At 72.2% G+C, this 26,464-nt stretch carries 22 protein-coding genes and 1 pseudogene; 9 read left to right on the top strand and 14 right to left on the bottom strand.

Translation table 11 applies throughout. The features are described from left to right. Nucleotides 1-157 precede the first annotated feature (157 nt). Together IPT68_RS18820 and IPT68_RS18815 are read right to left on the bottom strand one after the other, a co-directional pair. Complete coding sequence (locus IPT68_RS18820) at nucleotides 158-1,477, bottom strand: MFS transporter (protein ID WP_189695919.1); 1,320 nt, start codon at nucleotides 1,475-1,477, stop codon at nucleotides 158-160. Continuing rightward, nucleotides 1,474-2,127: a GntR family transcriptional regulator gene (locus tag IPT68_RS18815; RefSeq protein ID WP_189695920.1), complete on the bottom strand. Its 654-nt coding sequence runs from the start codon at nucleotides 2,125-2,127 to the stop codon at nucleotides 1,474-1,476. The genes IPT68_RS18820 and IPT68_RS18815 overlap by 4 nt, the downstream gene beginning before the upstream one ends. Before the next feature lie 277 nt (nucleotides 2,128-2,404). On the opposite strand from IPT68_RS18815, the gene IPT68_RS18810 reads away from it, so the two are divergent. Beyond that, complete coding sequence (locus IPT68_RS18810) at nucleotides 2,405-3,256, top strand: D-alanyl-D-alanine carboxypeptidase family protein (RefSeq protein ID WP_373300490.1); 852 nt, start codon at nucleotides 2,405-2,407, stop codon at nucleotides 3,254-3,256. Between the two features lie 88 nt (nucleotides 3,257-3,344). Here IPT68_RS18810 and IPT68_RS18805 read toward each other — a convergent pair whose 3' ends face one another. From IPT68_RS18805 to pdhA (IPT68_RS18795), 3 genes are read right to left on the bottom strand one after another with little or no spacing between them, the layout of a single operon-like run. Next, nucleotides 3,345-4,760, bottom strand: a complete 1,416-nt coding sequence (locus tag IPT68_RS18805) for a dihydrolipoamide acetyltransferase family protein (RefSeq protein ID WP_189695922.1) — start codon at nucleotides 4,758-4,760, stop codon at nucleotides 3,345-3,347. 11 nt (nucleotides 4,761-4,771) lie between these two features. Continuing rightward, nucleotides 4,772-5,752, bottom strand: a complete 981-nt coding sequence (locus IPT68_RS18800; RefSeq protein ID WP_189695923.1) for an alpha-ketoacid dehydrogenase subunit beta — start codon at nucleotides 5,750-5,752, stop codon at nucleotides 4,772-4,774. A 2-nt stretch (nucleotides 5,753-5,754) separates the two neighbouring features. Beyond that, the gene (pdhA, locus tag IPT68_RS18795; RefSeq protein WP_189695924.1) at nucleotides 5,755-6,930 is read right to left on the bottom strand and encodes a pyruvate dehydrogenase (acetyl-transferring) E1 component subunit alpha; all 1,176 of its coding nucleotides are present in this window, start codon (nucleotides 6,928-6,930) and stop codon (nucleotides 5,755-5,757) included. Nucleotides 6,931-7,250: 320 nt separating this feature from the next. On the opposite strand from pdhA (IPT68_RS18795), the gene IPT68_RS18790 reads away from it, so the two are divergent. Further along, nucleotides 7,251-7,913 carry a response regulator gene (locus IPT68_RS18790; protein WP_189695925.1) on the top strand — a complete coding sequence of 221 codons (663 nt, stop codon included), beginning with the start codon at nucleotides 7,251-7,253 and terminating at the stop codon, nucleotides 7,911-7,913. 100 nt (nucleotides 7,914-8,013) lie between these two features. After that, nucleotides 8,014-9,057, top strand: a complete 1,044-nt coding sequence (locus IPT68_RS18785; protein WP_228039753.1) for a phosphotransferase — start codon at nucleotides 8,014-8,016, stop codon at nucleotides 9,055-9,057. Nucleotides 9,058-9,151: 94 nt separating this feature from the next. Here the strand turns inward: IPT68_RS18785 and IPT68_RS18780 are convergent, their stop codons facing one another. Continuing rightward, entirely contained in the window at nucleotides 9,152-10,726 is a 1,575-nt protein-coding gene (locus tag IPT68_RS18780) for a protein kinase domain-containing protein (protein WP_189695926.1), read from the bottom strand. A 336-nt stretch (nucleotides 10,727-11,062) separates the two neighbouring features. Here IPT68_RS18780 and IPT68_RS18775 point away from each other — a divergent pair, with 336 nt between their 5' ends. Further along, nucleotides 11,063-12,721, top strand: a complete 1,659-nt coding sequence (locus IPT68_RS18775) for a Stk1 family PASTA domain-containing Ser/Thr kinase (protein WP_189695927.1) — start codon at nucleotides 11,063-11,065, stop codon at nucleotides 12,719-12,721. A gap of 191 nt (nucleotides 12,722-12,912) precedes the next feature. Here the strand turns inward: IPT68_RS18775 and IPT68_RS18770 are convergent, their stop codons facing one another. Then, a complete protein-coding gene (locus IPT68_RS18770; protein ID WP_189695928.1) occupies nucleotides 12,913-13,455 on the bottom strand; it encodes a bacterial proteasome activator family protein in 543 nt (180 codons plus the stop codon). A 183-nt stretch (nucleotides 13,456-13,638) separates the two neighbouring features. Here IPT68_RS18770 and IPT68_RS18765 point away from each other — a divergent pair, with 183 nt between their 5' ends. Then, a complete protein-coding gene (locus IPT68_RS18765) occupies nucleotides 13,639-14,130 on the top strand; it encodes a hypothetical protein (RefSeq protein WP_189696214.1) in 492 nt (163 codons plus the stop codon). 38 nt (nucleotides 14,131-14,168) lie between these two features. Here IPT68_RS18765 and IPT68_RS18760 read toward each other — a convergent pair whose 3' ends face one another. Continuing rightward, the gene (locus IPT68_RS18760; RefSeq protein ID WP_189695929.1) at nucleotides 14,169-15,149 is read right to left on the bottom strand and encodes an NAD(P)H-quinone oxidoreductase; all 981 of its coding nucleotides are present in this window, start codon (nucleotides 15,147-15,149) and stop codon (nucleotides 14,169-14,171) included. Nucleotides 15,150-15,298: 149 nt separating this feature from the next. Between IPT68_RS18760 and IPT68_RS18755 the strand changes: the two genes are divergently transcribed. Next, nucleotides 15,299-16,324 carry an ATP-binding cassette domain-containing protein gene (locus tag IPT68_RS18755; protein WP_189695930.1) on the top strand — a complete coding sequence of 342 codons (1,026 nt, stop codon included), beginning with the start codon at nucleotides 15,299-15,301 and terminating at the stop codon, nucleotides 16,322-16,324. Continuing rightward, nucleotides 16,321-17,169: an ABC transporter permease gene (locus tag IPT68_RS18750; protein ID WP_189695931.1), complete on the top strand. Its 849-nt coding sequence runs from the start codon at nucleotides 16,321-16,323 to the stop codon at nucleotides 17,167-17,169. The genes IPT68_RS18755 and IPT68_RS18750 overlap by 4 nt, the downstream gene beginning before the upstream one ends. A 77-nt stretch (nucleotides 17,170-17,246) precedes the next feature. On the opposite strand, the pseudogene IPT68_RS18745 reads toward IPT68_RS18750, so the two are convergent. Then, nucleotides 17,247-17,933: pseudogene (locus IPT68_RS18745) on the bottom strand (potassium channel family protein); the annotation flags it as partial. A gap of 167 nt (nucleotides 17,934-18,100) precedes the next feature. On the opposite strand from IPT68_RS18745, the gene IPT68_RS18740 reads away from it, so the two are divergent. Next, a complete protein-coding gene (locus tag IPT68_RS18740) occupies nucleotides 18,101-19,210 on the top strand; it encodes a potassium channel family protein (RefSeq protein ID WP_189695932.1) in 1,110 nt (369 codons plus the stop codon). Nucleotides 19,211-19,247: 37 nt separating this feature from the next. Here IPT68_RS18740 and IPT68_RS18735 read toward each other — a convergent pair whose 3' ends face one another. From IPT68_RS18735 to pdhA (IPT68_RS18715), 5 genes are read right to left on the bottom strand one after another with little or no spacing between them, the layout of a single operon-like run. After that, complete coding sequence (locus IPT68_RS18735) at nucleotides 19,248-20,879, bottom strand: molybdopterin molybdotransferase MoeA (RefSeq protein WP_228039752.1); 1,632 nt, start codon at nucleotides 20,877-20,879, stop codon at nucleotides 19,248-19,250. Next, nucleotides 20,876-21,805 (bottom strand): NTP transferase domain-containing protein, encoded by a 930-nt coding sequence (locus IPT68_RS18730; protein WP_189695933.1) that lies wholly within the window; start codon nucleotides 21,803-21,805, stop codon nucleotides 20,876-20,878. The genes IPT68_RS18735 and IPT68_RS18730 overlap by 4 nt, the downstream gene beginning before the upstream one ends. A 54-nt stretch (nucleotides 21,806-21,859) precedes the next feature. Next, nucleotides 21,860-23,449 (bottom strand): dihydrolipoamide acetyltransferase family protein, encoded by a 1,590-nt coding sequence (locus tag IPT68_RS18725; protein WP_189695934.1) that lies wholly within the window; start codon nucleotides 23,447-23,449, stop codon nucleotides 21,860-21,862. Next, nucleotides 23,449-24,453 carry an alpha-ketoacid dehydrogenase subunit beta gene (locus tag IPT68_RS18720; RefSeq protein WP_189695935.1) on the bottom strand — a complete coding sequence of 335 codons (1,005 nt, stop codon included), beginning with the start codon at nucleotides 24,451-24,453 and terminating at the stop codon, nucleotides 23,449-23,451. The genes IPT68_RS18725 and IPT68_RS18720 overlap by 1 nt, the downstream gene beginning before the upstream one ends. Next, on the bottom strand, nucleotides 24,453-25,586 hold the full coding sequence (pdhA, locus tag IPT68_RS18715) for a pyruvate dehydrogenase (acetyl-transferring) E1 component subunit alpha (protein WP_189695936.1): 1,134 nt from the start codon (nucleotides 25,584-25,586) through the stop codon (nucleotides 24,453-24,455). Before pdhA (IPT68_RS18715) ends, IPT68_RS18720 begins: the two co-directional genes overlap by 1 nt. A 174-nt stretch (nucleotides 25,587-25,760) precedes the next feature. Here pdhA (IPT68_RS18715) and IPT68_RS18710 point away from each other — a divergent pair, with 174 nt between their 5' ends. Further along, nucleotides 25,761-26,258: an Lrp/AsnC family transcriptional regulator gene (locus IPT68_RS18710; protein WP_373300483.1), complete on the top strand. Its 498-nt coding sequence runs from the start codon at nucleotides 25,761-25,763 to the stop codon at nucleotides 26,256-26,258. Nucleotides 26,259-26,464: the final 206 nt, after the last annotated feature.

The raw sequence follows: 26,464 nt of genomic DNA, 5'->3' as shown, positions 1-26,464 counted from the left end.
GCAGGTCACAGCCGGTCCGGCATAGGAGGACGAGGCCCGTTCAGGGCCGGCGCGGGGGTCTGGGGGCGTCAGCCCCCAGGGCGCCCACCCCGGCCCCGACCCCGACGCCGGGCGCCTGCGCAAAAACGCGCACCGCGTACGCAGGAACGTGCACCGCCTACGCAGGAACGTGCACCGCCTCCACGCGACTGGCCACCAACCGCTCCCGCTCCCGCCGCGCCGCCCGCCTGCGCAGCCGCAGCACCTGCGAGACCCCCAGTGCCTGGAGCACGAACACGGACGAGAAGGCCACGGTGTAGTCGCCGCCGGTCGCGTCGAGCAGCGCTCCCACCGCGAACAGCGTGGTCATGGAGGCGACGAAACCACCCATGTTGGTGATCCCGGACGCCGTCCCCTGACGCTCCGGCGGATTCGCCGGGCGGGCGAAGTCGAAGCCGATCATCGAGGCCGGCCCGCACGCGCCGAGCACCACGCACAACACGATCAGCAGCCACATCGGCGCCCGGTCGGCCGGATGGAACACCGTCGCGGCCCACAGCAGCGACGTCGCCCCGACCGTGCCGAGCGCGAGCGGCAGCCGAGCGCCGTGGTGCCGGGCGACGATCTGGCCGTACACCAGTCCGATCGCCATGTTCGACAGCACGACCAGGGTCAGCAGCTCACCGGCTGTGGCCCGGGACAACCCCTGCGCCTCGACCAGAAACGGCAGTCCCCACAGCAGCAGGAACACCATCGCCGGGAACTGGGTCGTGAAGTGCACCCACAGCCCCAGCCGGGTCCCGGGCTCGCGCCAGGACGCGGCGATCTGCCGCCGTACGTACGCGGCCCCCATGTGCGCCACCGGCTCCGGTTCGTAGCCCTCGGGGTGGTCCTTCAGGAACAGCAGGAGCGGCACCAGGACCACCACCCCCGCGAGCGCGCTGCCCGCGAAGGCGGCCGTCCAGCCGATGCCGTGCAGCAGCCGGGCGAGGACGAGGGTGGAGACCAGGTTGCCCGCCATGCCGACCAGCCCGGCGAACTGCGCGACCAGTGGGCCGCGCCGCGCCGGGAACCAGCGGGTGCCGAGCCGCAGCACGCTGATGAACGTCATCGCGTCACCGCAGCCGAGCAGCGCGCGCGAGGCGAGCGCCATGCCGTACGAGGGGGAGAACGCGAAGCCCAGCTGCCCGGCCGTGAACAGCACGACGCCCAGCCCCAGCACCTTCTTGGTGCCGAGCCGGTCGACGAGCAGGCCGACGGGTATCTGCATGCCGGCGTAGACCAGCAGCTGGAGGATCGAGAACGTCGACAGGGCGGAGGCGTTCACGCCGAACCGGTCGGCCGCGTCGAGGCCGGCGACCCCCAGCGACGTACGGAAGATGACGGCGACGAAGTAGACCGAGACACCTGTGCCCCACACGGCGACGGCGCGGCGGCCGCCTGGGGGTGCCCCCTCGGGGGGAGGGTCGCCGGGCAGGGACACCGACGGGGAGGTCATCGGACCTCACCCCGTGCGAGGTGGGAGAACCAGCCGATGTGCCGGTGGACCACGTCGACGGCCGCGTCGGGGTCACCGGAGCGCAGCGCCTCCAGGATCTCCTGGTGCTCCGCAAGGGTCTTGGCGATCCGGTCGGGGTGGGAGTGCATGACGGCGACGCCCATCCGCAACTGCCGGTCGCGCAGCTGGTCGTACAGCCGGGACAGGATCTCGTTGCCGCCGCTGCGCACGATCTCGGCGTGGAAGCAGCGGTCGGTGACGGCGGCGGCGGCCAGGTCTCCGGCGGCGGCCTGCTCCCTCTGCCGCTCGAGGAGTTCCTCGAGGCGCCCGATGAGCCCGGAGGACGCGGGGACGGCCTTGCGCGCGGCGTGTTCCTCCACCAGCAGGCGGGTCTCGACGACGTCCGCGATCTCCTGCGCGGAGACCGGCAGCACCAGGGCGCCCTTCTTCGGGTACAGCTTGATCAGGCCCTCGACCTCCAGCCGCAGCAGCGCCTCGCGCACCGGCGTGCGCGAGACCCCGACGGCGTCGGCCAGCTCGCCCTCGGTGAGGAGGGTGCCGCCCTCGTAACGGCGGTCCAGGACGCCTTGTTTGACGTGGGTGTAGACGCGGTCGGCGGCAGGGGGTTGCTTCACGGCGGCCATGGTCATGCCGACAGGATAGATACAACACGTACGCATGGCCCGCACCGTCCACCATGCGGACCCGCCCCCGTACCGCGGACCACGTCCGGGCGTCTCTCGAAAATTCCCCCGGTCGGACCAAGTTCCCGCGCAACCATCCGCGCCACTCGCGTGTCACATACATGCGGCCTGCCGTAGTCCCGTTCACATCGGCCGCGTACAGGGGCATTTCGACGTATTCGGGGTATCTCAGTTGATAACCGCCATCAAGGGCATCCGTATTCGCAGAGCCGCCGCCGCCGCCATGACGACCGGCGCGGTGCTCGCCGCCGGAGTCGTCACCGCGGCTCCCGCGCAGGCGCTGACGACGCCCACCATCACCGCCAAGGGCGGGTTCCTGATGAACAGCGCGACCGGCGCGACGCTCTACACCAAGTACGGCGACACCAGGAGACTCACCGCCTCCACCACGAAGATCATGACTGCCAAGGTGGTGCTCTCTCAGACGAACCTGAACCTGGACACCAGGGTCACGATCAAGAAGGCCGTCAGCGACTACATGGTCGCCAAGGGTTACCCCTCGTCGGCCCGCCTCATCGTGGGCGACAAGGTCACTGTCCGTCAGCTGCTGTACGGGATGATGCTCCCGTCCGGCTGCGACGCCGCGATGGCCCTCGCCGACAAGTTCGGTACCGGCACGACGGTGAGCGCTCGCGTGAACTCGTTCATCGGCAAGATGAACACCATGGCCAAGAACCTGGGCATGACGAACACGCACTTCGACTCGTTCGACGGCATCAGCAACGGCTCGAACTACTCGACGCCGCGCGACCTGACCAAGCTCGCCCGCAGCGCCATGAAGAGCACCACGTTCAGGGCCGTCGTGAAGACCAAGTCGTACACGGCGAAGACCATCACGAGCAGCGGTTACACGCGCACGATGGCGCCCTGGACCAACACCAACACCCTGCTCGGCTGGAACGGCACGCTCGGCATCAAGACCGGCTCCGGCACCCAGGCCAAGTACTGCCTCGTCTTCGCCGCCACCTACAACGGGGAGTCGGTGATGGGCACCGTCATGACCTCGGCCTCCGCGGCCGACCGCACGACGGACGTGAAGAAGCTCATCAACTACGGCTACGCCAAGATCAGCTGACGCTCGGCAGGTCCCGCCCGCACCGGCGGGGAACGTGACAAGGGGCGGCCACTCGACAGTGGCCGCCCCTTTCGCTACCGCCCGTGGCTCACGCCCAGGTGATCAGCCGCTTCGGCTGCTCCAGGATCGCCGCGACGTCCGCCAGTACCTTCGAGCCCAGTTCCCCGTCCACCAGGCGGTGGTCGAAGCTCAGCGCCAGCGTCATGACCTGACGGGGCTTGACCTTGCCCTTGTGGACCCACGGCTGGAGCTTGATCGCGCCGACCGCGAGGATCGCGGACTCGCCGGGGTTGAGGATCGGCGTGCCGGTGTCGACGCCGAAGACGCCGACGTTGGTGATGGTGACGGTGCCGCCCTGCATCGCCGACGGGGAGGTCTTGCCCTCCCGGGCCGTGGCGACCAGTTCACCGAGGGCCGCGGCCAGTTGCGGGAGGGTCTTCTCGTGCGCGTCCTTGATGTTCGGCACGATCAGCCCGCGCGGAGTGGCCGCGGCGATGCCCAGGTTGACGTAGTGCTTGAGCACGATCTCCTGGTTGGCCTCGTCCCAGGACGCGTTGACGTCCGGGTTGCGCCGGATCGCCACCAGGAGCGCCTTGGAGATGAGGAGCAGCGGGTTCACCCGCAGGCCCGCGAACTCCTTGTCCTCCTTGAGCTCCTCGACCAGCTTCATCGTGCGCGTCACGTCGACCGTCACGAACTCCGTGACGTGCGGCGCCGTGAAGGCCGAGCCGACCATCGCGGCGGCGGTGGCCTTGCGGACGCCCTTGACCGGGACACGCGTCTCGCGAGCCGTGTCGTAGGTGGCCGCCGGGGCCGGGGCGTGGGCCGCGGGTGCCGCGACCGGCGTCGGCGCCTGCGGCTCGGGCACCGTCACCGGCGCCGCCGCCGCGTGCACGTCCTCGCGCGTGATGATGCCGTCCGGGCCGCTCGGGGTGACCGTCGCCAGGTCGACGCCGAGGTCCTTGGCCAGCTTGCGCACCGGCGGCTTGGCGAGGGGGCGCTGCTGCGACGGCACGGCCGCGGAAGCCGGGGCGACCGGTGCCTGCGTGCCCTGGCCGACGTGGCCGTTCAGCTCGGCCTGCACGGCGGACGAGGCCTGCCGGACCGACACCTCGGGGCCCCTGCGCGGGCGGCGCTTGGTGGCGGCGGTGGACACGCCGTAGCCCACGAGCACCGGCTGGCGGCCCTCCGGCTTCGGCTCCTCCTCCGGCTCGGCGGGCGCCTGAGGCGCGGGCGCCGCGCCGCCGCCGACGTCCACCGCGATGATCGACGTGCCGACGTCGACCGTGGTGCCCTCGGGGAAGTGCAGCTCGCGGACCACGCCGTCGTACGGGATCGGCAGCTCGACCGCCGCCTTCGCCGTCTCGACCTCGCACACCACCTGGCCGTCGGTGACCGTGTCACCGGGCTTGACGTACCACTTGAGGATCTCGGCCTCGGTCAGTCCCTCGCCCACGTCGGGCATCTTGAACTCGCGCACGGACGCTTCCGTCATCGTCGTCACGACCCTCTCCCTCAGTACGCCAGCGAGCGGTCGACGGCGTCGAGCACGCGGTCCAGGCCCGGCAGGTACTCCTCCTCCAGGCGGGCCGGCGGGTAGGGGGCGTGATAGCCGCCGACCCTGAGCACCGGGGCCTCCAGGTGGTAGAAGCAGCGCTCGGTGATCCGGGCGGCGATCTCCGCGCCGGAGCCGAAGAACACCGGCGCCTCGTGGACGACGACCAGGCGGCGGGTCTTCTCGACCGACGCCTGGATGGAGTCGAAGTCCAGCGGGGAGACCGAGCGCAGGTCGAGGACCTCCAGCGACCTGCCCTCCTCGGCGGCGGCCTCCGCGACCTCGTGGCAGAGCTTCACCATCGGGCCGTACGCGGCGAGCGTGAGGTCGGTGCCCTCGCGGGTGACCCGCGCCTTGTGCAGCGGGCCGGGGATGGCCTCCGTGCTGACCTCGCCCTTGTCCCAGTAGCGCCGCTTGGGCTCGAAGAAGATCACCGGGTCGTCGCTCTGAATGGCCTGCTGCATCATCCAGTACGCGTCCGAGGCGTTGGACGGGGAGACGATCTTCAGGCCCGCCACGTGCGCGAAGAGCGCCTCGGGGGACTCCGAGTGGTGCTCGACCGCGCCGATGCCGCCGCCGTAGGGGATGCGGACGACGACCGGGAGCTTGACCTTGCCCAGCGAGCGCGCGTGCATCTTGGCGAGCTGCGTGACGATCTGGTCGTACGCCGGGAAGACGAAGCCGTCGAACTGGATCTCGACGACGGGGCGGTAGCCCCGCAGGGCCAGGCCGATCGCCGTGCCGACGATGCCGGACTCGGCGAGCGGGGTGTCGATGACGCGGCTCTCGCCGAAGTCCTTCTGCAGGCCGTCGGTCACGCGGAACACACCGCCGAGCTTGCCGACGTCCTCGCCCATGACGACGACCTTGGGGTCGGCCTCCAGGGCACGGCGCAGCGACTCGTTGATCGCCTTGGCCAGGGCCATCTTCTCCACGGCCATGTTCAGACCCCCTCTACGTCCGCGAACGACGCCTGGTAGGCGGCGAACTGCGCTCGCTCCTCGTCGACGAGCGCGTGCCCGTCCGCGTACACGTTCTCGAAGATGGCGAAGTGGTCCGGGTCCGGCATCGCGCGGACCGCTTCGCGCACTCGCCTGCCCAACGCCTCGCTCTCCGCCTCCAGTTCCGCGAAGAATCCCTCGTCCGCGTGGTTTGCGGCCTCCAGGTGGCGGCGAAGACGCAGGATCGGGTCCTTCGCCTCCCAGGCGGCGCGCTCGTCGTCGTGCCGGTAGCGGGTCGGGTCGTCGGAGGTGGTGTGGGCGCCCATGCGGTAGGTGTACGCCTCGACCAGCGTCGGGCCCTCGCCGCTGCGGGCCCGCTCCAGCGCCCACTTGGTCACCGCGAGGCAGGCCAGCACGTCGTTGCCGTCGACGCGGACGCCGGGGAAGCCGTAGCCCCGGGCGCGCTGGTACAGCGGCACGCGCGTCTGCCTCTCGGTCGGCTCGGAGATCGCCCACTGGTTGTTCTGGCAGAAGAACACCACGGGGGCGTTGTAGACCGCCGAGAAGGTGAACGATTCGGCGACGTCGCCCTGGCTGGAGGCGCCGTCGCCGAAGTAGGCGATGACCGCCGAGTCCGCGCCGTCCTTGGCGACGCCCATCGCGTAGCCGGTGGCGTGCAGCGTCTGGGAGCCGATGACGATCGTGTAGAGGTGGAAGTTGTTGCTGTTGGGATCCCAGCCGCCGTTGTTGACGCCGCGGAACATGCCCAGCAGGTTGGTCGGGTCGACGCCGCGGCACCAGGCGACGCCGTGCTCGCGGTAGGTGGGGAAGACGTAGTCGTCCTCGCGGGTGGCCCGGCCGGAGCCGATCTGGGCGGCCTCCTGGCCGAGCAGCGAGGCCCACAGTCCCAGCTCGCCCTGGCGCTGCAGGGCGGTGGCCTCGGCGTCGAAGCGGCGGGTGAGCACCATGTCGCGGTAGAGGCCGCGGAGCTCGTCGGGGGTGATGTCGTCGACGAACCGCTCGTACTCGGCGTTCTTGACGCGCTCACCCTCGGGCGTCAGCAGCTGTACGAGTTCCGGGTCGGTGTCCTGGGGGGTGTTGCGGGTGGTGCGCTTGGTGCCGGCCTTGCCTCCGGCGCTGCGTCGCGGCTTGCGCGCGGCAGTGCTCTCCACGGTCACGTGTGCTCCTCCGTCGGTCCGGCCCCCGGGATTGCCGGGAAAGCCAGTGCGGCTCACCTGTTCCGTCCCGTGCACGGGGTGGGTGCCGCTCGGCCGGAACAGGCGTGACAGGTGCCCCGGCGAGCGCCCTGCAAAGGTGACATTACCCAGTGCTCCACATTTCTGTGAAACCCCTCCTGACCTGCGTTTTTGCTTGGAAATCCAAGTAAATCGAAAAGCCGGGAAGGGGCCCTGGTCACAGCCTTGCAGGGGGCCGGAACACCGGCACGTTATCCCGCGCACCCAGGTCACGGGAAGAGCCGGTGTGTGAGACTGACGACGTGGGCGAAGACGGAAAAATCAGGGTATTCCTGCTCGACGACCACGAGGTGGTCCGGCGTGGCGTGCGCGAGCTGCTGTCGGTCGAGGACGACGTCGAGGTGGTCGGCGAGGCCGGCACGGCGGCCGAGGCGCTGGTGCGGATCCCGGCCACCCGGCCGGACGTCGCGGTGCTCGACGTACGCCTACCGGACGGCAGCGGCATCGAGGTGTGCCGCGAGATCCGCTCCCGGGACGACACGGTCCGGTGCCTGATGCTGACCTCGTTCTCCGACGACGAGGCACTGTTCGACGCGATCGTGGCGGGCGCCTCCGGATACGCCCTCAAGGCCATCCGGGGCAGCGAGCTGCTGTCGGCAGTCCGGGACGTCGCGGACGGGAAGTCCGTGCTCGACCCCGCGGCGACGGCCCGGGTGGTGGAGCGGCTGCGCGGCGGCGACGGCGGCGCCAAGGGCGACGAGCGGCTCGCGCGGCTGACCGAGCAGGAGCGCCGGATCCTCGACCTGATCGGCGAGGGGCTCACCAATCGGCAGATCGGCGGGCGCCTGCATCTCGCGGAAAAGACGATCAAGAATTACGTGTCCGGCCTGCTGTCCAAGCTCGGCATGCAACGGCGTTCCCAGGCTGCCGCATTCGTGGCGCGCATGCAGGCCGAGAAGCAGTGAACGCACTTGTGGCCACTCTTGTGACCGAAAGCGACCATCGGCGACTTCCTGTGACAACGCCCAGCTCACGGGCCCGGATTCGTGCCCTAGCATCTGGCGCGTGCCGCGCCCTTGTGTACCACCCCCCGCACCCCATGCGCCCCCGCTGAGCGCCCTTCTGCGCCAGTACGCCGCCGGTTCCGCCCTCACCTGCGACCCGGTCGACCAGGGCCTGCTCAACCGGGGCTACCGGCTCCGCACGACCCGCGGTCGCTACTTCCTCAAGCACCACTTCGACCCCGACACCGCCGACCCCGCCGCCATCGAGCGCCGGCACCGGGCCACCCAGCGCCTGGCCGACCTCGGCGTCCCGGTGGCCCCGCCGCTGACCGGGCGGGACGGGCGCACGGTCGCGGTGGTGGGCGGGCACGCGTACGCCCTGCACCCCTGGGTCGACGGGCGGCACCGGCACGGCGGGCAGCTCAGCACCGGCCAGTGCGGACGCCTGGGGGCACTGCTGGGAGCGGTGCACGCCATCCTCGAGCGCGTGATGCCGCCCAAGGGGCGCACACCCCCGGCCACGAGCCCGCACCCCGTGGAGAGCGCCGACCCCGCCGACACGTTCGACCTGATCGACGACCTCCTCGCGCGCGTGCGCCGGCACCGCCCCGCCGACTCCTTCGACGAACTGGCCCGCCACCGCCTGCTGGAGCGGCGCGACCTGCTGGAGCGGCACGCCGACCGGCGTCCTCCGCGCGGCGCCTCGGTCGGCTGGGTGCACGGCGACTTCCACCCGTTCAACCTGCTCTACCAGGGGGACGCGCCGGCCGCGATCGTCGACTGGGACCGGCTCGGGGTGCAGCCCCGCGCGGAGGAGGCCGTACGCGCCGCCGCGATCTTCTTCGTACGGCCCGTGGGGACCCTCGACCTGCCGAAGGTGCGGGCGTACGCGCGCGCGTACCGGCGCGCCGCCGGTGCCACGCCGTCGGAGCTCGCGGCGGCCGTGCACCGCGTGTGGTGGGAGCGGCTGAACGACTTCTGGATGCTGCGCTGGCACTACGAACGCGGCGACACCCGCGCCGACCCCCAGTTCCCGGCCGCCTCCGCGCTGGCCGTGTGGTGGACGCGGGAGTACGACGCGGTGTGCGGGTCGTTCGTGGACTGAGCCGGCGGCCCGCCGGCAACGGCACGCGCGCGTGGAGCCCGGTCGGGGCCGCACGCGCGCGTGGGGGGCTCTGTCGGCGGAACGGGGCCTCGGATCAGCCGCCCGTGGTGCCCTCGGTGACGCCGCCGACCGTGCCGCCCGTCGGCTCCGGGTCCGTCGGCTCGGGGTCCGAGGGCTCCGGGTCCGTCGGCTCGGTCGCCGTGGGCTGGGTGTCCGTCGGCTCGGTGTCCGTCGGCTCGGTGTCCGTCGGCTTGTCGGTGGGGGTGTACGACGGCGTGGACGAAGGGGTGTACGACGGCGTGTAGTCACCCCAGTCGGAGTCCGAGTTCCCGCTGTCCTCGGTGGACGTGTCCGTGGACTCGTCGGTCGGCTGGTCGCTCGGCGACTCGCTGGCCGTCTCGTTCCCGGTGCTCTGCGAGCTGGTCGGCGTCGGCGTCGTGCCGGTGCCGCCCTTGCCGTCGCCGCCGTCGTTCAGCGCCAGCGCGACACCGGCCGCGATGGCGATCACCGCGAGGACGGCGAGGATCCACAGCTTGCCGCGGCCGCTGCCCCTGTTGCCGTGCCCCTCGAAACCGCCGTCGTCACGGCCGTCGTAGCCGGGGATGATCGGCTGCGGGATCTGCGTGGTGCCCTCGGCCGAGGTCGCCGGCACGCCCGTGCCCGCCATGCCCATCGCCGGGGTCTTCCCGGCGTCGTGCGCGGCGACGGGACCGGTGTTCCAGGTGCCGGTGTGGCCGCCCTGGTCGTACAGCATCTGCAGGCCGTACTGGACCAGCCCGCGCATCTCCTCGGCGGTCTGGAAGCGGTCGTCGGGCTCCTTGGCGAGCGAGCGCATCACGAGCCCGTCGAGCTCCGGCGGGGAGCCCTCGTGGATCTCGGACGGCGGGGTGGGGATGTCCTGGACGTGCTGGTAGACCACCGACAGTGGGGTCTCGCCGACGAACGGCGGACGCAGCGCGAGGAGTTCGTACAGCAGGCAGCCCGTGGCGTACAGGTCGGAGCGGTGGTCGACGGCCTTGCCGAGCGCCTGCTCCGGGGAGAGGTACTGCGGGGTGCCCATGACCATGCCGGTCTGCGTCATCGTCGTGGACGCGCCGTGCAGGGCGCGGGCGATGCCGAAGTCCATCACCTTGACGGCGCCGTTGTGGGTGATGATGACGTTCGCGGGCTTGATGTCGCGGTGCACGATGCCGTGCTGGTGCGAGTAGGCGAGCGCCTCCAGGACGCCGGAGACGATGATCAGGGCCTGCTCCGGGCCGGGCGCCTCCGCGTTGTGCAGCAGGTCACGGATGGTGCGGCCCTCGACCAGCTCCATCACGATGTACGGCACCGACTGGCCGCCCACGAGGTCCTCGCCGGAGTCGTACACGGCGACGATCGCGTGGTGGTTGAGGCCGGCCACCGACTGGGCCTCGCGCGTGAAGCGGGCCTTGGACACCGGGTCCTCGGCGAGGTCGGAGCGCAGCAGCTTCACCGCCACGGTGCGCCCGAGTCGTACGTCCTCGGCCGCGAACACCTCGGCCATGCCGCCCCGGCCGAGTCTGTGGGTCAGCCGGTACCGGCCGTCCCCGACTAGCCCTCCGTTACCCCACATTTCCGGCGCATCTGACATTCCGCCGCCAGTCGCCTCGGGGTCGGACGGGCCCTGAGCGCGCTGCTGCTGTGCCATCGGTCCTCGCCGTCGTTTCTGCCCGCGGTGCGCGCGGTGTTGTTACGGTCTCCGTCGGCCACGCTACAGCCTTCACGCAAGCCGCCGGTCCGCAATGGATACCGGGACCGGTCCGGGACGGACGGGCCGTCGAACCGGTCATCAAACCCTCGTGCCGTCGCGTCGTGCAAATCCCGTGTACCGGCCGTACGCCCGCTGTAACGCTTCCGCGACGCTTCTTTCGCGTACGGTCACGGAACGGGCACCGCGCTTGACGTGTCGGTGCCCTGGGGCAGACTTGGCCGGGAATAGCACTCTGGATCAACGCGCCTGAAGGCCGACGGGGGATACGGGAACATGAGCCAGGACGGCGCACAAGGCCGGTACACGGGGCGGTCCCTGGCCGGCGGCCGGTACCAACTGCGCGACTTGCTCGGCCAGGGCGGCATGGCCTCGGTGCACCTCGCGTACGACGCGGTGCTCGACCGCCAGGTCGCGATCAAGACCCTGCACACCGAGCTGGGCCGCGAACAGGCCTTCCGCGAGCGTTTCCGCCGCGAGGCGCAGGCCGTGGCGAAACTCACGCACACCAACATCGTCTCGGTCTTCGACACCGGCGAGGACACGCTGTCCGACAGCGGCTCCGCCGCGGGCGACGGCATGCCGACGCCGTACATCGTCATGGAGTACGTCGAGGGCCGCCCGCTCGGCTCGGTGCTCGACGAGTCCGTAGGGCAGTACGGCGCGATGCCCGCCGACAAGGCGCTGAAGGTCACCGCCGATGTGCTCGCCGCGCTGGAAGTCAGCCACGAGATGGGGCTGGTGCACCGGGACATCAAGCCGGGCAACGTGATGGTGACCAAGCGCGGTGTGGTCAAGGTCATGGACTTCGGCATCGCCCGCGCCATGCAGTCCGGGGTCACGTCGATGACGCAGACCGGCATGGTCGTCGGCACCCCGCAGTACCTCTCGCCGGAACAGGCGCTCGGCCGGGGCGTGGACGCGCGCTCCGACCTGTACTCGGTCGGCATCATGCTGTTCCAACTGGTCACCGGACGGCTGCCGTTCGACGCGGACTCGCCGCTGGCGATCGCATACGCGCACGTGCAGGAGGAACCGCCGGCCGCGTCCTCGATCAACCGCTCGCTGCCGCCGGCCGTCGACGCGCTGATCGCCCGCGCGCTGAAGAAGAACCCCAACGAGCGTTTCCCGACGGCCGAGTCCATGCGCGACGAGTGCCTGCGCGTGGCGGCCTCCTTCCAGGCGGCAGCGCCGAGCATCGTGCCGGGCGCACCGACGCAGAGCGGCGCGGGCGTCGGCTCCGCGGTGTTCCCGCCGGTCGACCAGGCGGCGCCGCCGCCCCAGAGCAACGTGCAGACGCCGTACCAGCCGCACCCGACGCCGAACCCGTACGGCACGCCCACGCCTTCCCCGGCGTACGGCTATCCGCAACAGGGCGGCTACCAGACGCCGCACGCCGCGTACGGGCCGCAGCCGACGTCCAACACGCCGCCGCCGTACACCATCTCGCCCCAGGGGCAGACGCCGGCGAGCGGGGGCAGGAGCAACAAGCCGGTGATCGTCGGCTCGGTCGTCGTCGCCGTCGTCGCGGTCGGCGCCCTGGTCACGGCCATCGCCCTCAACGGCGGCGACAGCGGCAACAAGGGCGGGGGCAGCGGAACTGGCACCTCCGCGTCCGCGTCGTCGACCGACGTGCCGGGCTACCGCGGACCGGACACGACGAAGACGATCGAGAAGGAGGAGTGCACGGAACCGGAGGAGGCCTACAACGACCCCGACAAGGTCCGGATCCCGAACTTCCAGTTCAAGAACCTCACCTCGGTCAAAGAGTGCCTCCAGGCCGCCGGCTGGCAGCTGAAGACCAAGGAGGTCGACGAGAACACCTACGGCAAGGACACGGTCATGAACCAGTTCCCGTCCGCGGGGACGGACGTGAACCCGAGGGACATGCCGGAGATCCTGCTCGAGGTGTCGACGGGCTACCCGCCCTCCTGAACCGTGGCCCGCGCGGTAGCCGCGGGAAGAAGGAAGCGACGTCGCGGCCGGACGACGCCGAAGGCGCGGCGTGAGGTGGCCGTCGTCACGGCGAGAAGACAAGAAGAAAGGGCCCGGCGTGTGCCGGGCCCTTGTGTCGTTTCCGGGCTTTTGTGCCGTTTCGGGGCCCTTGTGTCGTTACCCGACCCTGTCTAGAGGTACGGGCCACCCGAGCGGCCGCCCGTGCGGGGGTCGTCGCCCTCCGCGGTGATGCCCGGCGGGAGCGCGCGGCGCATCTGCTCCAACTGGGCCCGCGCCGCCATCTGCTGGGCGAACAGCGTGGTCTGGATCCCGTGGAAGAGTCCCTCCAGCCAGCCGACCAACTGGGCCTGCGCGATCCGCAGTTCGGCGTCGCTGGGGGTCGCCTCGTCGGTGAACGGCAGGGAGAGCCGCTCCAGCTCCTCGACGAGCTCCGGCGCCAGGCCGTCCTCCAGCTCCTTCACCGAGCTCGCGTGGATCTCCTTGAGCCGGACCCGGCTGGCCTCGTCGAGAGGAGCCACGCGCACCTCCTCCAGGAGCTGCTTGATCATGCTGCCGATCCGCATCACCTTGGCCGGCTGCTCGACCTGCTCGGTCAACGGAGTCTCATGGGAGTCGTCGTCCCCACCGCCACCGCCGAGCGCCATGCCGTCCTGGCCCACGACCAGGATCTTCTGGGCGTTATCCGACGACCGTTCGTTCCTCGGCATCTCCATGCCGTCATTCTCTCGCACACGTCCACCCCACCACCGAGGCGCCCCCCGTGCAGCGCGATACGCCGATTACGACCACTTGGCGGCATCCGGAATGCCCCGATCGTCCGCTGATGTGAGGATCGTTCCGTCGATTGTGGCGACCTGTTTCCGGGAGGGGTCACCGACGTGACTTCAAGGCGGCGCGTGAAGCGTCCGACGGGGATGGTTGTGCTGGGGGTGGCGCTGAGCACGGCCCTCCTCGCATGCGGGGCCGTGCTGCCGCACGACGCGGACGTCCCGTCGTACGACGCGGGCACCCCGTCGTACGACGGCAAGGCGCCGTCGGCGAGTGGTGAGCCGTCCGGCACCGCCTCCGCCTCCGCCTCCGCCTCCGCCGACCCAAGCTGGGCCGGGAGCCGGGCCGGGGAGGGACGGATGCGGCCGGGGCGGCCGGAGGAGCCGTGGCCCGGGACGGCGACGGCGCACCCGAGCGGGACCGGCGCCGAGGTACCCGCGTCGCCATCGGCGTCGGACCCCGGGGCGGGCGCCGACGAGGATGCGCAGCAGGCCGTGCCGGGCTCGGACGCGTCCGGACCGGTGCTGCGCGTGCTGCCGCTGGGCAGCGGGCTGGTGCTCATCGGTCTCGGGCTCGGCATCGCCTTCGTGGCGCTGCGGGTGCGCCGGGCGCAGGAGTGAGTTCCTTGCGCGCTCCCCCGGCGCCGACGGCCCCTTCGCTACGCCGTGACCAGCAGGACCTTTCCGACGTGGCCGCTCTCCTCCAGCAGGCGGTGGGCGGCCGGCGCGTCCCGCATGGGCAGCTCGCGGTCGATCACCGGACGGACGTGGCCCGCCTCGAGCAGTGGCCAGACGTGTTCGCGTACGGCGGCGACGATGGCCGCCTTCTCGCCGAGCGGGCGGGCGCGCAGCGAGGTCGCGCTGATCGCGGCGCGCTTGGTGAGCAGGGCACCGATGTTCAGCTCGGCCTTGGCGCCGCCCTGCATGCCGATGATCGCGAGCCGGCCGTTGACGGCGAGGGCCTGGACGTTGCGGTCGAGGTACTTGGCGCCCATGTTGTCGAGGATGACGTCGGCGCCCGCGCCGGCCGTGGCCTGCCTGATCTCCTCGACGAAGTCCTGCTCGCGGTAGTTGATCAGGATGTCGGCGCCCAGCTCCGCGCAGCGTTCCAGCTTCTCCTTGGTGCCCGCGGTGACGGCGACCTTGGCGCCGACGGCCTTCGCGAGCTGGATCGCCATGGTGCCGATGCCGCTGGAACCGCCGTGCACGAGCAGGGTCTCGCCGGGGCGCAGCTGGGCCACCATGAAGACGTTCGACCAGACCGTGCAGGTCACCTCGGGCAGGGCCGCGGCCTGCGGGAGGTCGAGGCCGCCGGGGACGGGGAGCAGCTGGCCGGCCGGAACGGCGACCTTCTCGGCGTACCCGCCGCCGGACAGCAGCGCGCACACCTCCTCACCGACGGACCATCCGGCGACGCCGGGGCCGAGCTCGGCGATCCGGCCGGAGCATTCCAGGCCGGGGTAGGGAGACGCGCCGGGCGGCGGGTTGTAGAAGCCCTGTCGCTGAAGGATGTCGGCCCGGTTGACGGCACTGGCCGCCACCTCGACCAGCACCTCGCCCTCTCCGGCGACCGGATCCGGGACCTCGTCCCACACCAGCGCCTCGGGCCCACCAGGTTCGGGAATCGTGATCGCATGCATGAGGGGGACGCTACTCCTCCGCCTGCGGGCGAAGACCTCTCCGTCGCCGGTCCGGTCGGCCGGGAAATTCCGGTGCGCGACCGATGAGTTCGCGCGACGGTGAAGGTCTGCCCATGCGTAGCCCACGTACGCGGAAGGACACCCCAACCATGAGCCAGCAGACGCCCGGTCTGGCCATCGAGACCGCGGGCCTGGTGAAGACGTTCGGCGAGACGAGGGCCGTCGACGGCGTCGACCTGGCCGTGCCCACCGGCACGGTCTACGGCGTCCTCGGTCCGAACGGCGCCGGGAAGACCACCACCGTGAAGATGCTCGCCACCCTGCTCAGGCCGGACGGCGGCGAGGCCCATGTCTTCGGCCACGACGTCGTCCGGGAGGCGGACGAGGTACGCGGCCGGGTCAGCCTGACCGGGCAGTACGCGTCCGTGGACGAGGACCTGACCGGCACCGAGAACCTGGTCCTGCTCGGCCGTCTCCTCGGTCACCACAAGAGGGCCGCGCGGGAGCGCGCCGCCCAGCTGCTGGAGGCCTTCGGACTGTCCGACGCGGCCGGAAAGCAGGTCAAGAACTACTCCGGCGGCATGCGGCGGCGCATCGACATCGCCGCGTCCATCCTGAACACGCCGGACCTGCTGTTCCTGGACGAGCCGACGACCGGTCTCGACCCGCGCAGCCGCAACCAGGTGTGGGACATCGTGCGCGCGGTCGTCGCCCAGGGCACGACCGTGCTGCTGACCACGCAGTACCTGGACGAGGCCGACCAGCTGGCCTCCCGGATCGCCGTCATCGACCGCGGCAAGGTGATCGCCGAGGGCACCAAGGGCGAGCTGAAGGCTTCCGTCGGCGCCGGCTCCGTGCACCTGCGGCTGCGCGAGGCGGAGCAGCGGCCGGAGGCCTCCCGGGTGCTGCGGCAGGTGCTCCAGGCGGACGTGCAACTGGAACCGGACCCGGTGGCGCTGACCGCGCGCGTCGGCGCCGGTGCCCCGGGCGGCCGGGGCGCCGCCGAGCAGGCCGCCGCGGCGCTCGCCGAACTGGCCCGCGCCGGCGTCGTCGTCGACAACTTCTCGCTGGGCCAGCCCAGCCTGGACGAGGTCTTCCTCGCCCTCACCGGGCACGACACCACGGTGCACGACGAGCCGCAGGCTCACGACGCGAAGGACGGGGCAGCCGCATGAGCACCGCTACCAGCACCGAGACCAGGGAACTCGCCCCCGTCAGCACCGAGTCGCTGGCCGCCCTGCTCGTGGGCGGGGAACGGCCGCCGCGGCCGAGCGCCCTGTCGGCGTCGCTCACCTTCGGCTGGCGGGCGATCCTGAAGATCAAGCACGTCCCGGAGCAGCTCTTCGACGTCACCGCCTTCCCGATCATGATGGTGCTGATGTACACGTACCTGTTCGGCGGGGCGCTGGCCGGTTCGCCGCGGGAGTACATCCAGTTCCTGCTGCCGGGCATCCTGGTGATGTCGGTCGTGATGATCACGATGTACACGGGTGTGTCGGTCAACACGGACATCGAGAAGGGCGTCTTCGACCGGTTCCGCAGCCTGCCCATCTGGCGTCCGTCGACGATGGTCGGCTATCTGCTCGGCGACGCGCTGCGCTACACCATCGCGTCCGTGGTGATGCTGACCGTCGGGATGGTCCTCGGATACCGGCCGGACGGCGGGCTCGGCGGCGTGATCGCCGGGATCGTGCTGCTCGTGGTCTTCTCGTTCGCGTTCTCGTGGATCTGGACGATGTTCGGGCTGCTGCTGCGCACCGAGAAGTCGGTGATGGGCGTCAGCATGATGGTGATCTTCCCGCTCACCTTCCTGTCCAACGTCTTCGTCGACCCGCGGACCATGCCGGGCTGGCTCCAGGCGTTCGTCAACAACAGCCCGGTCACCCATCTGGCCTCCGCGGTGCGGGGACTGATGGCCGGAGAGTGGCCCACCGACGAGGTCGCCTGGTCGCTGGGGTGGGCGGGCGTGTTCGTGCTGGTCTTCGGACCGATCACGATGCGGCTGTACAACCGCAAGTAGGTTGGCTCGTCCACCGGCGCGGCTCGTCCACCGGCCCTCTCATCCACCGGCGTGAGCAGGCCCGCTCGCGCGCCGGCTCACCGCTGCGGGCCGCGCCGGTTGTCCGGTGCGGCCCGCGGCACGATGGTGATCACCCGGTCCGTCAGTTCCAACGTGTGGACGGCCGGATCGTCGTAGTGCAGCACCCGGTGCCCGCGGACGACGCTGATCACCAGGTCCTCCGTCTCGCGCGGGCTCAGGCCCACCTCGGCCCTGGTCACCGGCCGGTCGACGACGTCGAGCCCGCTGCCCTCGCGGATGAGGTCCTCCATGACCAGGCCCGCGGCGGGGCTCAGCACGGACAGACCCAGCAGGCGCCCGGCCGCGCCGGCACTGGTGATGACCTCGTCGGCGCCGGACTGCCGCAGCAGCGGCGCGTTCTCCTCCTCGCGCACCGCGGCCACGATCGTCGCGCCCTGGTTGAGCTGCCGGGCCGTCAGCGCCACCAGGACGGCCGTGTCGTCGCGCTGGGTCGCGATGATGACCCGCAGCGCCCGCTGCACCTCGGCCCGCTTCAGCACGTCGCTGCGCGTGGCGTCCCCGAGCACGGCGGCGTATCCGGCGGCCGTGGCCGCGTCGATCGCCTTGGCGCTGGGGTCGATCACGACGACCTGTTCCTTCTTCAGCCCCGAGGCACAGACCGCGTGGATCGCGGCCCGGCCCTTCGTACCGAAGCCGACGACGACGGTGTGGTCGCGCAAGGAGAACCTCCAGCGTGGTGTGCGGGCCATCGGACCGGGGTACGGCGCCCGGACGTCGGGTCCGACGCTACCGACCGACCCGGTGGGAGCCCACCCCGGTCGGCGCGTCAGCCGGGGGGCGCGGAGACCGCGCCGGACGCCGTGCGGAACGATGGACCCGACTGTCAGGACGACGCCGCAGGGGGCCAGCGATGAAGGACGACGAGCATCCAGCCGCGAAGCGGGCGAGGTCCGCACTGCTGCGGTCCCTCTGGAGCCGCTCACGCAAGGAGGCCCGCGCCGACGCCGAGGCGGGCCGCGCCATCACCATGCCGGTGCAGAACGTCGTGCCGCCGCTCCAGCAGGTCCTCAAGCGCCTGTTCATGGCGACGGCGGTGCTGATCGTCACCGTGCTGATCGTCTATCTCGACCGCGAGGGCTACAACGACAACTCCGACGGCTCCCTCGACCTGCTCGACGCCGCGTACTACGCCACCGTCACCCTCTCCACCACCGGATACGGCGACATCACCCCGGTCAGCGACTCCGCCCGGTTCACCAACATCTTCGTCATCACACCCCTGCGCGTGCTGTTCCTGATCATCCTGGTCGGCACCACCCTGGAGGTGCTGACCGAGCGCACCCGCCAGCAGGTCCGCATCCACCGCTGGCGCTCACGCACCCGGGATCACGTCGTGGTGGTCGGCTACGGGACGAAGGGACGGCACGCCGTGCAGACCCTGGTCGGGCAGGGCATCGGCAAGGACCGGATCGTCGTCGTGGACGCCCAGCGCAAGACGGCCGACGCGGCCGGTGACGACGGGCTGGTGGCGGTGACCGGCGACGCCACCCGCTCGGAGACCCTGCTCAAGGCCGAGATTCACCGCGCCTCCCGCGTGATTGTCGCCCCTCAGCGCGACGAGACGGCCACCTTGATCACTCTCACCGCGCGCCAGCTGAACCGGCACGCCACGATCGTCGTGGCGGTCCGCGAGGACGAGAACGTGCCGCTGCTCAAGCAGAGCGGCGCGGACACCGTCGTGACGAGTTCCAGCTCGGCCGGCCGGCTGCTCGGTAAATTCACCGCGAGCCCGGCCGTGGCCCGGACGCTGGAGGACCTCATGACCCTGGGCAGCGGCATGGACCTCATCGAGCGGCCAGTGACCGCGGAGGAGGCGGGCCGGACCCCCCGGGAGTGCGCCGACCTGGTGGTCGCGGTCGTCCGGGACAGGAAGATCCTGGACTACACCGACGCGCGGCGGACGGAGCTCCGGTCGGGGGACCGGGTCATCACGGTGAGCCGACCGGTCCCCGCGGTGTGACGGGCCGGAGGGGTGACTGCGGTGCGTGGCCGATGTTTCACGTGAAACGCCCGCGGACCCCTTCCGTGGCCCACGGCAGGCGCAGGATCTCCGCCGACTGACCGGGCCGTGCGCCGCCCGGCGGCACGACCGCGAGGGCGTCGGCGGCCGCGACGCCGCGCAGCATGGCCGGACCGTTGTAGTGCAGCGGCACGGCGCGGTCACCGCGCAGGACGACGGGAACGAGCCGGGTGTCGTACGGGTGCCCGTGCACGGCTTCCTTCAGGGGCAGCGCGTTCGCTTCCTGCGGCGCACGTCCCGCGAGCGTGCGCAGCAGGGGCTCGGCGAGGGTGAGCAGACCGGAGACGGCGGCCAGGGGGTTGCCGGGCAGACCGACGAGGTGCTGGTTCTGCCTGGTGCGGGCCAGCAGCATGGGGTGGCCCGGTCGCACCTTGACGCCGTCGACCAGCAGCTCGGCGCCGATGCGACGCAGGGTGGGGTGGACATGGTCGACGGGCCCGGAGGCGGTGCCGCCGGTGGTGACCACGAGGTCGGCCTCGCTGGACGTGATCGCCTCGTACAGGGCGTCCGCGTCGTCGCCGATCCGCCGCACGCCCGTGACCTCGGCGCCGAGCGATCGCAGCCAGGGCGGCAGCATGGGGCCGAGGGCGTCGCGGATGAGGCCGTCGTGCGGCAGCCCCTCGGTGAGCAGCTCGTCGCCGAGGACCAGGACGTCGACGCGGGGCCGCGGGACGGCCGTGAGGGCGTCGTATCCGGCGGCCGCGGCGAGCCCGAGCACAGCGGGCGTGACGAGCGTGCCGGACGGCAGCAACTGGTCGCCGCTGCGGCACTCCTGGCCGCGCGGGCGGATGTCCTGGCCGTGACCGGGCTCGCGGGTGGCGTGCAGCCTGCCCCGGTCGTCCACCCGGCCGTGCTCGCTGCGGAGCACCGCGGTGGTGTCCGGCGGGATCCGGGCGCCGGTGGCGATCCCGACGGCCTCGCCGTCGTCGAGGGGCGTGCGCGCCGCATGGCCCGCGAGCACGCCCTCGTCCCGCAGCCTCCAGGGACCGGGACCGGCGACCGCCCAGCCGTCCATCGCGGAGGTGTCGAACGAGGGGAGGTCGGTGAGCGCGGTGAGTGGAGCGGCCAGGGTGAGGCCGAGGGCGGCGTCGAGCGGGAGCGGGGCGGACTCGCGGCGGACGCCGCCTCGGGCTGCACGGGTGGCGATGTCGCGGGCCTCCGGCCAGGGGGTGGCCTCGTGGTGCCGGTCGGAGTCGGCGGCGCGGGAGTGGGCGGTGCGGGCCCAAAAGCCGGTGGCGCGGGGCGGCTGCGGGGCGCCGGGCGGCTGTGGCTGGGTGGTGCCGGACGGTGACTGCTGGGCGGACGTACCCGGGTCGGCGGGCCGGTCGGGGGCGCCCGGACCGTCGTGGGCGGGGGTGTGACCGGAGCGGGGGGCGACGTGCCGGTCGGCGGCGCTGCCGCGGTGGGGTGTGCTGTCGCGGTCAGGGATGCGGTCCTGGTGAGACGCGTCGGCCCTCACGGGGGCACCGTCCCCGGGGGAGGCGTCGGCCCTGCCGGGGGCGCTGTCCCGCTGACGGGTCCTGTCCCGGTCCTGCCTCACGAGTGCCAGTGCCTCCTCCACGTCCCGGTCCTCGACGTCCTCGCCGTCACGGATGCCGGGGGCAGTCATCCGGCGTCCGGGTGGGCTTCGGTCGCGGCCCCGGTGTCGGTGGCGGCGCCCTCGGCCGGGCCGTCCTCCTCCGCCCAGCGCAGCGCCAGGGCGGTGGCCTTGCGCGAGGCCTCCGCGACGGCTTCGGGGCCGCCGCCGGCGCGGGCCGCGGCATAGCCGACGAGGAAGGTGGTCAGCGGGGCCGCGGGGCGTGCCACCCCGTGCGCCGCGTCGCGGGCGAGGTCGAGCAGGACACCGGTGTCGACGTCGAGGTCGATGCCCAGCTCGTCCTTGACTGCGGAGATCCATTCATCCAACACGAGCCCATGCTCCCTGATGCGTGCCCTGGCAGTGGCGATGTCGTCCCAGGTGTCGCAGTCGAAGGACGCGACGGGGTCGGGGACGCGGGTGAGGTTCAGTTCGGCGGTGAGGAGCCTCAGGGGCAGGCCGGTGAGCCCGCCGTGCTCGGCTCCGAGGTGCGCGAGGGTTCCGCGCAGGCGTGGTGCGCGATAGGCGGCGACGAGTGGCTGGTCCCGGCCGCCGGGATCGGTGAGCAGCACCCCGTCGGCCGTGCCCGCGTCCAGCTCGGCGAGCAGTCCTTCGACCGTCGGCTCGCCGAGGAAGGGCAGGTCCGCGGAGAGGACCACCACCCGGTCGGTTCCGGTCAGCGGCAGGCCGGCGGCGAGGGCCGCGAGCGGGCCGCCGCCGGGCGGGTCCTCCCGCACCCAGGTCACGGGCCGGGCCGTCGGCCTCGGATCGGCGACGACCACGGTGGTCCGGGCGTCCGCGCAGGCGGCGAGCACCCGGTCCAGCAGCGGGCGCCCGCCGACGCGTACGCCGGGCTTGTCGGCCCCGCCGAGCCGATGCGCGGCCCCGCCGGCGAGCACGACCGCGTCGTAGCCGCCGACTTGGCCGGCCGCGGGGCCGGCAGGCTGGTTGTCGCTCACCCCCTGAGTATGCGGTCCGCCCGCCGTCCCGGGGAATGCGGGCGCACCGCCCGATCACAGGGTGCGCAGCAGCACCGCCGGCTGTTCCACGCAGTCCGCGACATAGCGCAGGAAACCGCCCGCCGTGCCGCCGTCGCACACCCGGTGGTCGAAGGTGAGCGACAGCTGCACGACCTGCCGCACCGCCAGTTCGCCCTCGTGGACCCACGGCTTGGGGACGATGCGGCCGACGCCGAGCATGGCCGCCTCGGGGTGGTTGATGATCGGCGTGGAGCCGTCGACGCCGAACACGCCGTAGTTGTTCAGCGTGAAGGTGCCGCCGGTCAGCTCCGCGGGGGTGAGGGTTCCGGCCCGGGCCGCCTCGGTGAGCCGGGCGAACTCCGCGGTCAGCCCTTCGGCGTCCCGCGCCTGCGCGTCCCGGACGACCGGCACGACCAGTCCCCGCTCGGTCTGCGCGGCGAAGCCGAGGTGCACCCGGTCGAGGCGGACGATCTCCCGGGCCGCCATGTCGACCGTGGAGTTCAGCTCCGGGAAGCGGGTGAGCGCGGCGGTGCAGATCCGGGCCAGCAGGGCGAGCAGGGAGATCTTGGGACCGCCGGCCGCGTTCATCGCGGTGCGCGCCCGCATCAGCTCCGTCGCGTCCGCGTCCACCCAGCAGGTAGCGTCCGGGATCTCCCGCCGGCTGCGGGAGAGCTTGTCGGCGACGGCACCCCGCACGCCCTTGAGCGGGACGCGGACGCCGTGCGCGGGGGCGGAGGTGACCGGGGCGGGCGCCGGTGCGGGAGGCGCGGTGACGCCGTCCGCGGCGGGGGCCACGCGGGCGTGCGGCCCGGCCTGCACCGGTGCGGCCATGTGTGCGGGCGCCTCGGTGCGCGGCTGGGCGGAACGCCCCTGCGCGGCGGCGGCCCGCAGCGCGTACTCCACGTCCGCGCGAAGGATCAGCCCGTCCGGTCCGGAGCCCGTCAGCTCGCGCAAATCCAGCCCGTTCTCGCGGGCGAGCCGCCGCACGAGGGGGGAGATGACGGGCACGGGACCCTCGCCACGGGCGGCGTCGCCGTTGGCGCGGGTGTCGAGGGGCGATCCGGGGGACGCCGGGGACGTGGCAGCCCGCGCCTGGGCAGTCGTGGAGGCCCTCGGGGGAACTGTCGGGGCCTGGGGCCGCACCCGGCGGCGCCGCGCCGGAGGGGCGCCCGTGCCGTAGCCCACGAGGACGTTGCCGGACGCGGTGTCGGAGCCGCCGCCCGTCCGCGTGCCGGAGCCGTTGACCGAAGAGACGGCCGTACCGTCGGCAGCACCTGATCCGAGGCCCGTGCCCTGCGCCGAACCCGGCCCCGGCTCGGCGGCCACGCTCCGGGCCGGCCCGGAACCCGCGTCCGTCCCGGCGCCCGCGTCACCCGGGGCCCCCACCGCAACCGTCAGCAGCGGTGCGCCCACCGGGAGTTCCGTGCCCTCCTCGCCGAAGCGGGCCGTGACCACGCCGCCGTAGGGGCAGGGGACCTCGACCATCGCCTTGGCCGTCTCCACCTCGACGACCGGCTGGTCGACGGCGACGACGTCGCCGACCTGGACCAGCCAGCGCACGATCTCCGCCTCGGTGAGCCCTTCTCCCAGGTCGGGGAGCTTGAACTCCAGCACCTGTGCCATCAGCTCTCGGCCTCCCATTGCAGACGCGCCACGGCGTCCAGGATGCGGTCGACGCCAGGGAGATGGTGCCTCTCCAGCATGGGCGGCGGATAGGGGATGTCGAACCCGGCCACGCGCAGCACCGGCGCCTCCAGGTGGTGGAAGCAGCGCTCCGTGACCCGGGCCGCGATCTCCCCGCCCGGTCCGCCGAACCCGCCCGACTCATGGACGACGACCGCTCGCCCGGTCCGTCGTACCGAGGCGCAGACCGTCTCGTCGTCGAACGGCACCAGGGAGCGCAGGTCGACGACTTCGAGGTCCCAGCCCTCGGCCCGGGCCGCCTCGGCGGCTTCGAGGCAGACGGGTACCGACGGGCCGTACGTGATGAGCGTGGCGCTCCGGCCGGAACGCCGCACCACCGCGCGGCCGATGGGTTCAACGCTTTGCGGCTCGTCCGGGTTCCAGACGTCCTTCGACCAGTACAGGCGCTTGGGTTCCAGGAAGACGACCGGGTCGTCGGAGGCGATGGCGGCGCGCAGCAGGCCGTAGGCGTCGGGGACGGTCGCGGGCGTGACGACATGGAGCCCCGGAGTCGCCATGTAGTACGCCTCGGAGGAGTCACTGTGGTGTTCGACGCCGCCGATGCCGCCGCCGTAGGGGACGCGGATGGTGATCGGCAGCGGCATCTTCCCGCGCGTGCGGTTGCGCATGCGCGCCACATGGCTGACGAGCTGCTCGAACGACGGGTAGGCGAACGCGTCGAACTGCATTTCGACGACCGGCCTGAGCCCGTACATCGCCATGCCGACGGCCGCGCCGAGGATGCCCGCCTCGGCGAGCGGGGTGTCCGTGCAGCGGTCCTCGCCGAACTCCTTGGCGAGCCCGTCGGTGATGCGGAAGACGCCGCCGAGGGTGCCGACGTCCTCACCCATGACGTGCACGGACGGGTCGGCGGCCATGGCGTCGCGCAGCGCGCGGGTGAGGGCCTGGGCCATGGTGGCGGGCTTCACGGCGACCGTCGTCATCACAGCTCCCCTTCCTGCCCGGCCGCCAACTCGGCCCGCAGCAGGGCCTGTTGCTCGCGCAGTTGCGGGGTCGGCTCGGCGTAGACGTGGTCGAACAGGTCCATGGGGTCGAGCTCGGGATCCTGATTCAGACGGGCGCGCAGGTCGGCGGCGAGCGCCTCGGCGTCCTCGCGCGCGGCCCGGACTCCGGCCTCGTCGAGCCAGCCGCGCTCGGTCAGCTCCCGCTCCAGGAGCGCGATCGGGTCGTGGTCCCGCCAGGCGTCGACCTCGGAGTCCGCGCGGTAGCGCTTGTCGTCGTCCGCGTTCGTGTGGGCCTCCAGGCGGTACGTCACCGCCTCGACGAGCGTCGGACCGCCGCCCGCGCGCGCGTGACGTACGGCGTCGGTGAGGACCTCGTGCACGGCGGCGGCGTCGTTGCCGTCCACCAGGCGACCCGGCATGCCGTACCCGACGGCCTTGTGGGCCAGGGAGGGCGCGGCGGTCTGCTTGGCGAGGGGGACGGAGATCGCGAAGCCGTTGTTCTGGACCAGGAAGACGACCGGCGCCTGCCAGACGGCGGCGAAGTTCAGCGCCTCGTGGAAGTCGCCCTCGCTGGTGCCGCCGTCGCCGACGATCGCGAGCGCGACCACGTCGTCGCCCTTGAGGCGGGCGGCGTGCGCGAGGCCGACGGCGTGCGGCAACTGGGTGGCGAGCGGGGTGCACAGGGGGGCGACACGGTGGGCATACGGGTCGTAGCCGGTGTGCCAGTCGCCGCGCAGCAGGGTGAGGGCCTCGACGGGGTCCACGCCCCGGACGACGGCGGCGAGGGTGTCGCGGTAGCTGGGGAAGAGCCAGTCACGGTCCTCGAGGACCAGTGCGGCGGCGACCTCGCAGGCCTCCTGGCCGGTGCTGGACGGGTAGACGGCGAGGCGGCCCTGCTTGGTGAGGGCGGTGGCCTGCGCGTTGTACCGGCGGCCGATGACCAGCTGTGCGTACAGCCGGCGCAGCAGCTCGGGGTCGGCCTTGCCGGCCGTCTCGGTGCCGAGCACGCGGTACGGAGCCGCGTCGGGCAGCAGCGGCGTGGGGTCGGTGCGGGGCTGCCAGGCGGGCGGTGGCGACGGCCGATACGCGCCACGCTGCTCCATGACCGTCATGACGGCACCTCCTCGTGGGAGCGGCTTCGGGGAGGCGCGGTCTGTGATGCGCCTCACCTACCGATTGTTCGGTCGACGGCACATTTTGGCTACAGGCGGCCCCGGGCTGTGGACAAACGGTTCTCCACAACCTGAGATGGACGCATTACGTCCATGGTAGAGAGGCGGGGGGACATGGCATCTGAACAAATGGCCGAAGGGACGGAGGCCGGTGCTGTCCTGCCGCCGCGTCCCCTCGACGCGATCGACCAGGACATCCTGCGGATGCTCCAGGCCGACGGCCGCGCGTCGATACGGTCCGTCGCCGAGCGCGTGCACGTCTCGCGGGCCAACGCCTACGCCCGCATCAACCGGCTCGTCGAGGACGGCGTCATCCGTGGATTCGGGGCCCGCGTCGACCACGAACGCGCGGGCCACGGGACGTCGGCGTACATCACTCTGAAGATCGTCCAGAACTCCTGGCGCACCGTGCGCGAGCAGCTCAGACAGCTGCCCGGCGCCTCGCACATCGCCCTCGTCGGGGGCGATTTCGATGTGCTGCTGCTGGTGCACACCCCGGACAACCGGGCGCTGCGCGAGCTGGTGCTCACCCGGCTCCAGGCGATTCCCGAGGTGCTGAGCACACGCACGTTGCTGGTGTTCGAGGAGGAGGACCTGGAGCCGCAGGGCTGAGGGCCCGTCAGTCGGCGGCCGGGCTCGCCTGCCGCCCGGCCGGGGCGGCGCACCATCGCGGTGCCGGGCGGCGGCGTGAACGCCACGGGGAGCGGCGCGCAGCCGGGCCCGGGGCCGTGTGCCGCGACCCTCGGTCCGCGCCGTTACCGGCGGTGCGGCACCGGAAGGAGGGTCAACCCGTCCTCGCCGCGTCCGCCCGCGCCTCG

The sequence above is a fragment of the Streptomyces chromofuscus genome (genome assembly GCF_015160875.1).
In the GTDB taxonomy this organism is placed as follows: Bacteria; Actinomycetota; Actinomycetes; order Streptomycetales; family Streptomycetaceae; genus Streptomyces; species Streptomyces chromofuscus.
The sequence above is the reverse complement of the archived record's forward strand: the minus strand, read 5'-3'. Positions and strand labels throughout refer to the sequence as shown.

What these genes read in the sequence shown, in the direction of transcription:
- IPT68_RS18820 (WP_189695919.1), bottom strand. Translation starts at nt 1,477, where the DNA reads ATGACCTCCCCGTCGGTGTCCCTGCCCGGCGACCCTCCCCCCGAGGGG.
- IPT68_RS18815 (WP_189695920.1), bottom strand. Translation starts at nt 2,127, where the DNA reads ATGACCATGGCCGCCGTGAAGCAACCCCCTGCCGCCGACCGCGTCTAC.
- IPT68_RS18810 (WP_373300490.1), top strand. Translation starts at nt 2,405, where the DNA reads ATGACGACCGGCGCGGTGCTCGCCGCCGGAGTCGTCACCGCGGCTCCC.
- IPT68_RS18800 (WP_189695923.1), bottom strand. Translation starts at nt 5,752, where the DNA reads ATGGCCGTGGAGAAGATGGCCCTGGCCAAGGCGATCAACGAGTCGCTG.
- IPT68_RS18780 (WP_189695926.1), bottom strand. Translation starts at nt 10,726, where the DNA reads ATGGCACAGCAGCAGCGCGCTCAGGGCCCGTCCGACCCCGAGGCGACT.
- IPT68_RS18775 (WP_189695927.1), top strand. Translation starts at nt 11,063, where the DNA reads ATGAGCCAGGACGGCGCACAAGGCCGGTACACGGGGCGGTCCCTGGCC.
- IPT68_RS18770 (WP_189695928.1), bottom strand. Translation starts at nt 13,455, where the DNA reads ATGGAGATGCCGAGGAACGAACGGTCGTCGGATAACGCCCAGAAGATC.
- IPT68_RS18760 (WP_189695929.1), bottom strand. Translation starts at nt 15,149, where the DNA reads ATGCATGCGATCACGATTCCCGAACCTGGTGGGCCCGAGGCGCTGGTG.
- IPT68_RS18755 (WP_189695930.1), top strand. Translation starts at nt 15,299, where the DNA reads ATGAGCCAGCAGACGCCCGGTCTGGCCATCGAGACCGCGGGCCTGGTG.
- IPT68_RS18750 (WP_189695931.1), top strand. Translation starts at nt 16,321, where the DNA reads ATGAGCACCGCTACCAGCACCGAGACCAGGGAACTCGCCCCCGTCAGC.
- IPT68_RS18740 (WP_189695932.1), top strand. Translation starts at nt 18,101, where the DNA reads ATGAAGGACGACGAGCATCCAGCCGCGAAGCGGGCGAGGTCCGCACTG.
- IPT68_RS18735 (WP_228039752.1), bottom strand. Translation starts at nt 20,879, where the DNA reads ATGACTGCCCCCGGCATCCGTGACGGCGAGGACGTCGAGGACCGGGAC.
- IPT68_RS18725 (WP_189695934.1), bottom strand. Translation starts at nt 23,449, where the DNA reads ATGGCACAGGTGCTGGAGTTCAAGCTCCCCGACCTGGGAGAAGGGCTC.
- IPT68_RS18720 (WP_189695935.1), bottom strand. Translation starts at nt 24,453, where the DNA reads ATGACGACGGTCGCCGTGAAGCCCGCCACCATGGCCCAGGCCCTCACC.
- pdhA (WP_189695936.1), bottom strand. Translation starts at nt 25,586, where the DNA reads ATGACGGTCATGGAGCAGCGTGGCGCGTATCGGCCGTCGCCACCGCCC.
- IPT68_RS18710 (WP_373300483.1), top strand. Translation starts at nt 25,761, where the DNA reads ATGGCATCTGAACAAATGGCCGAAGGGACGGAGGCCGGTGCTGTCCTG.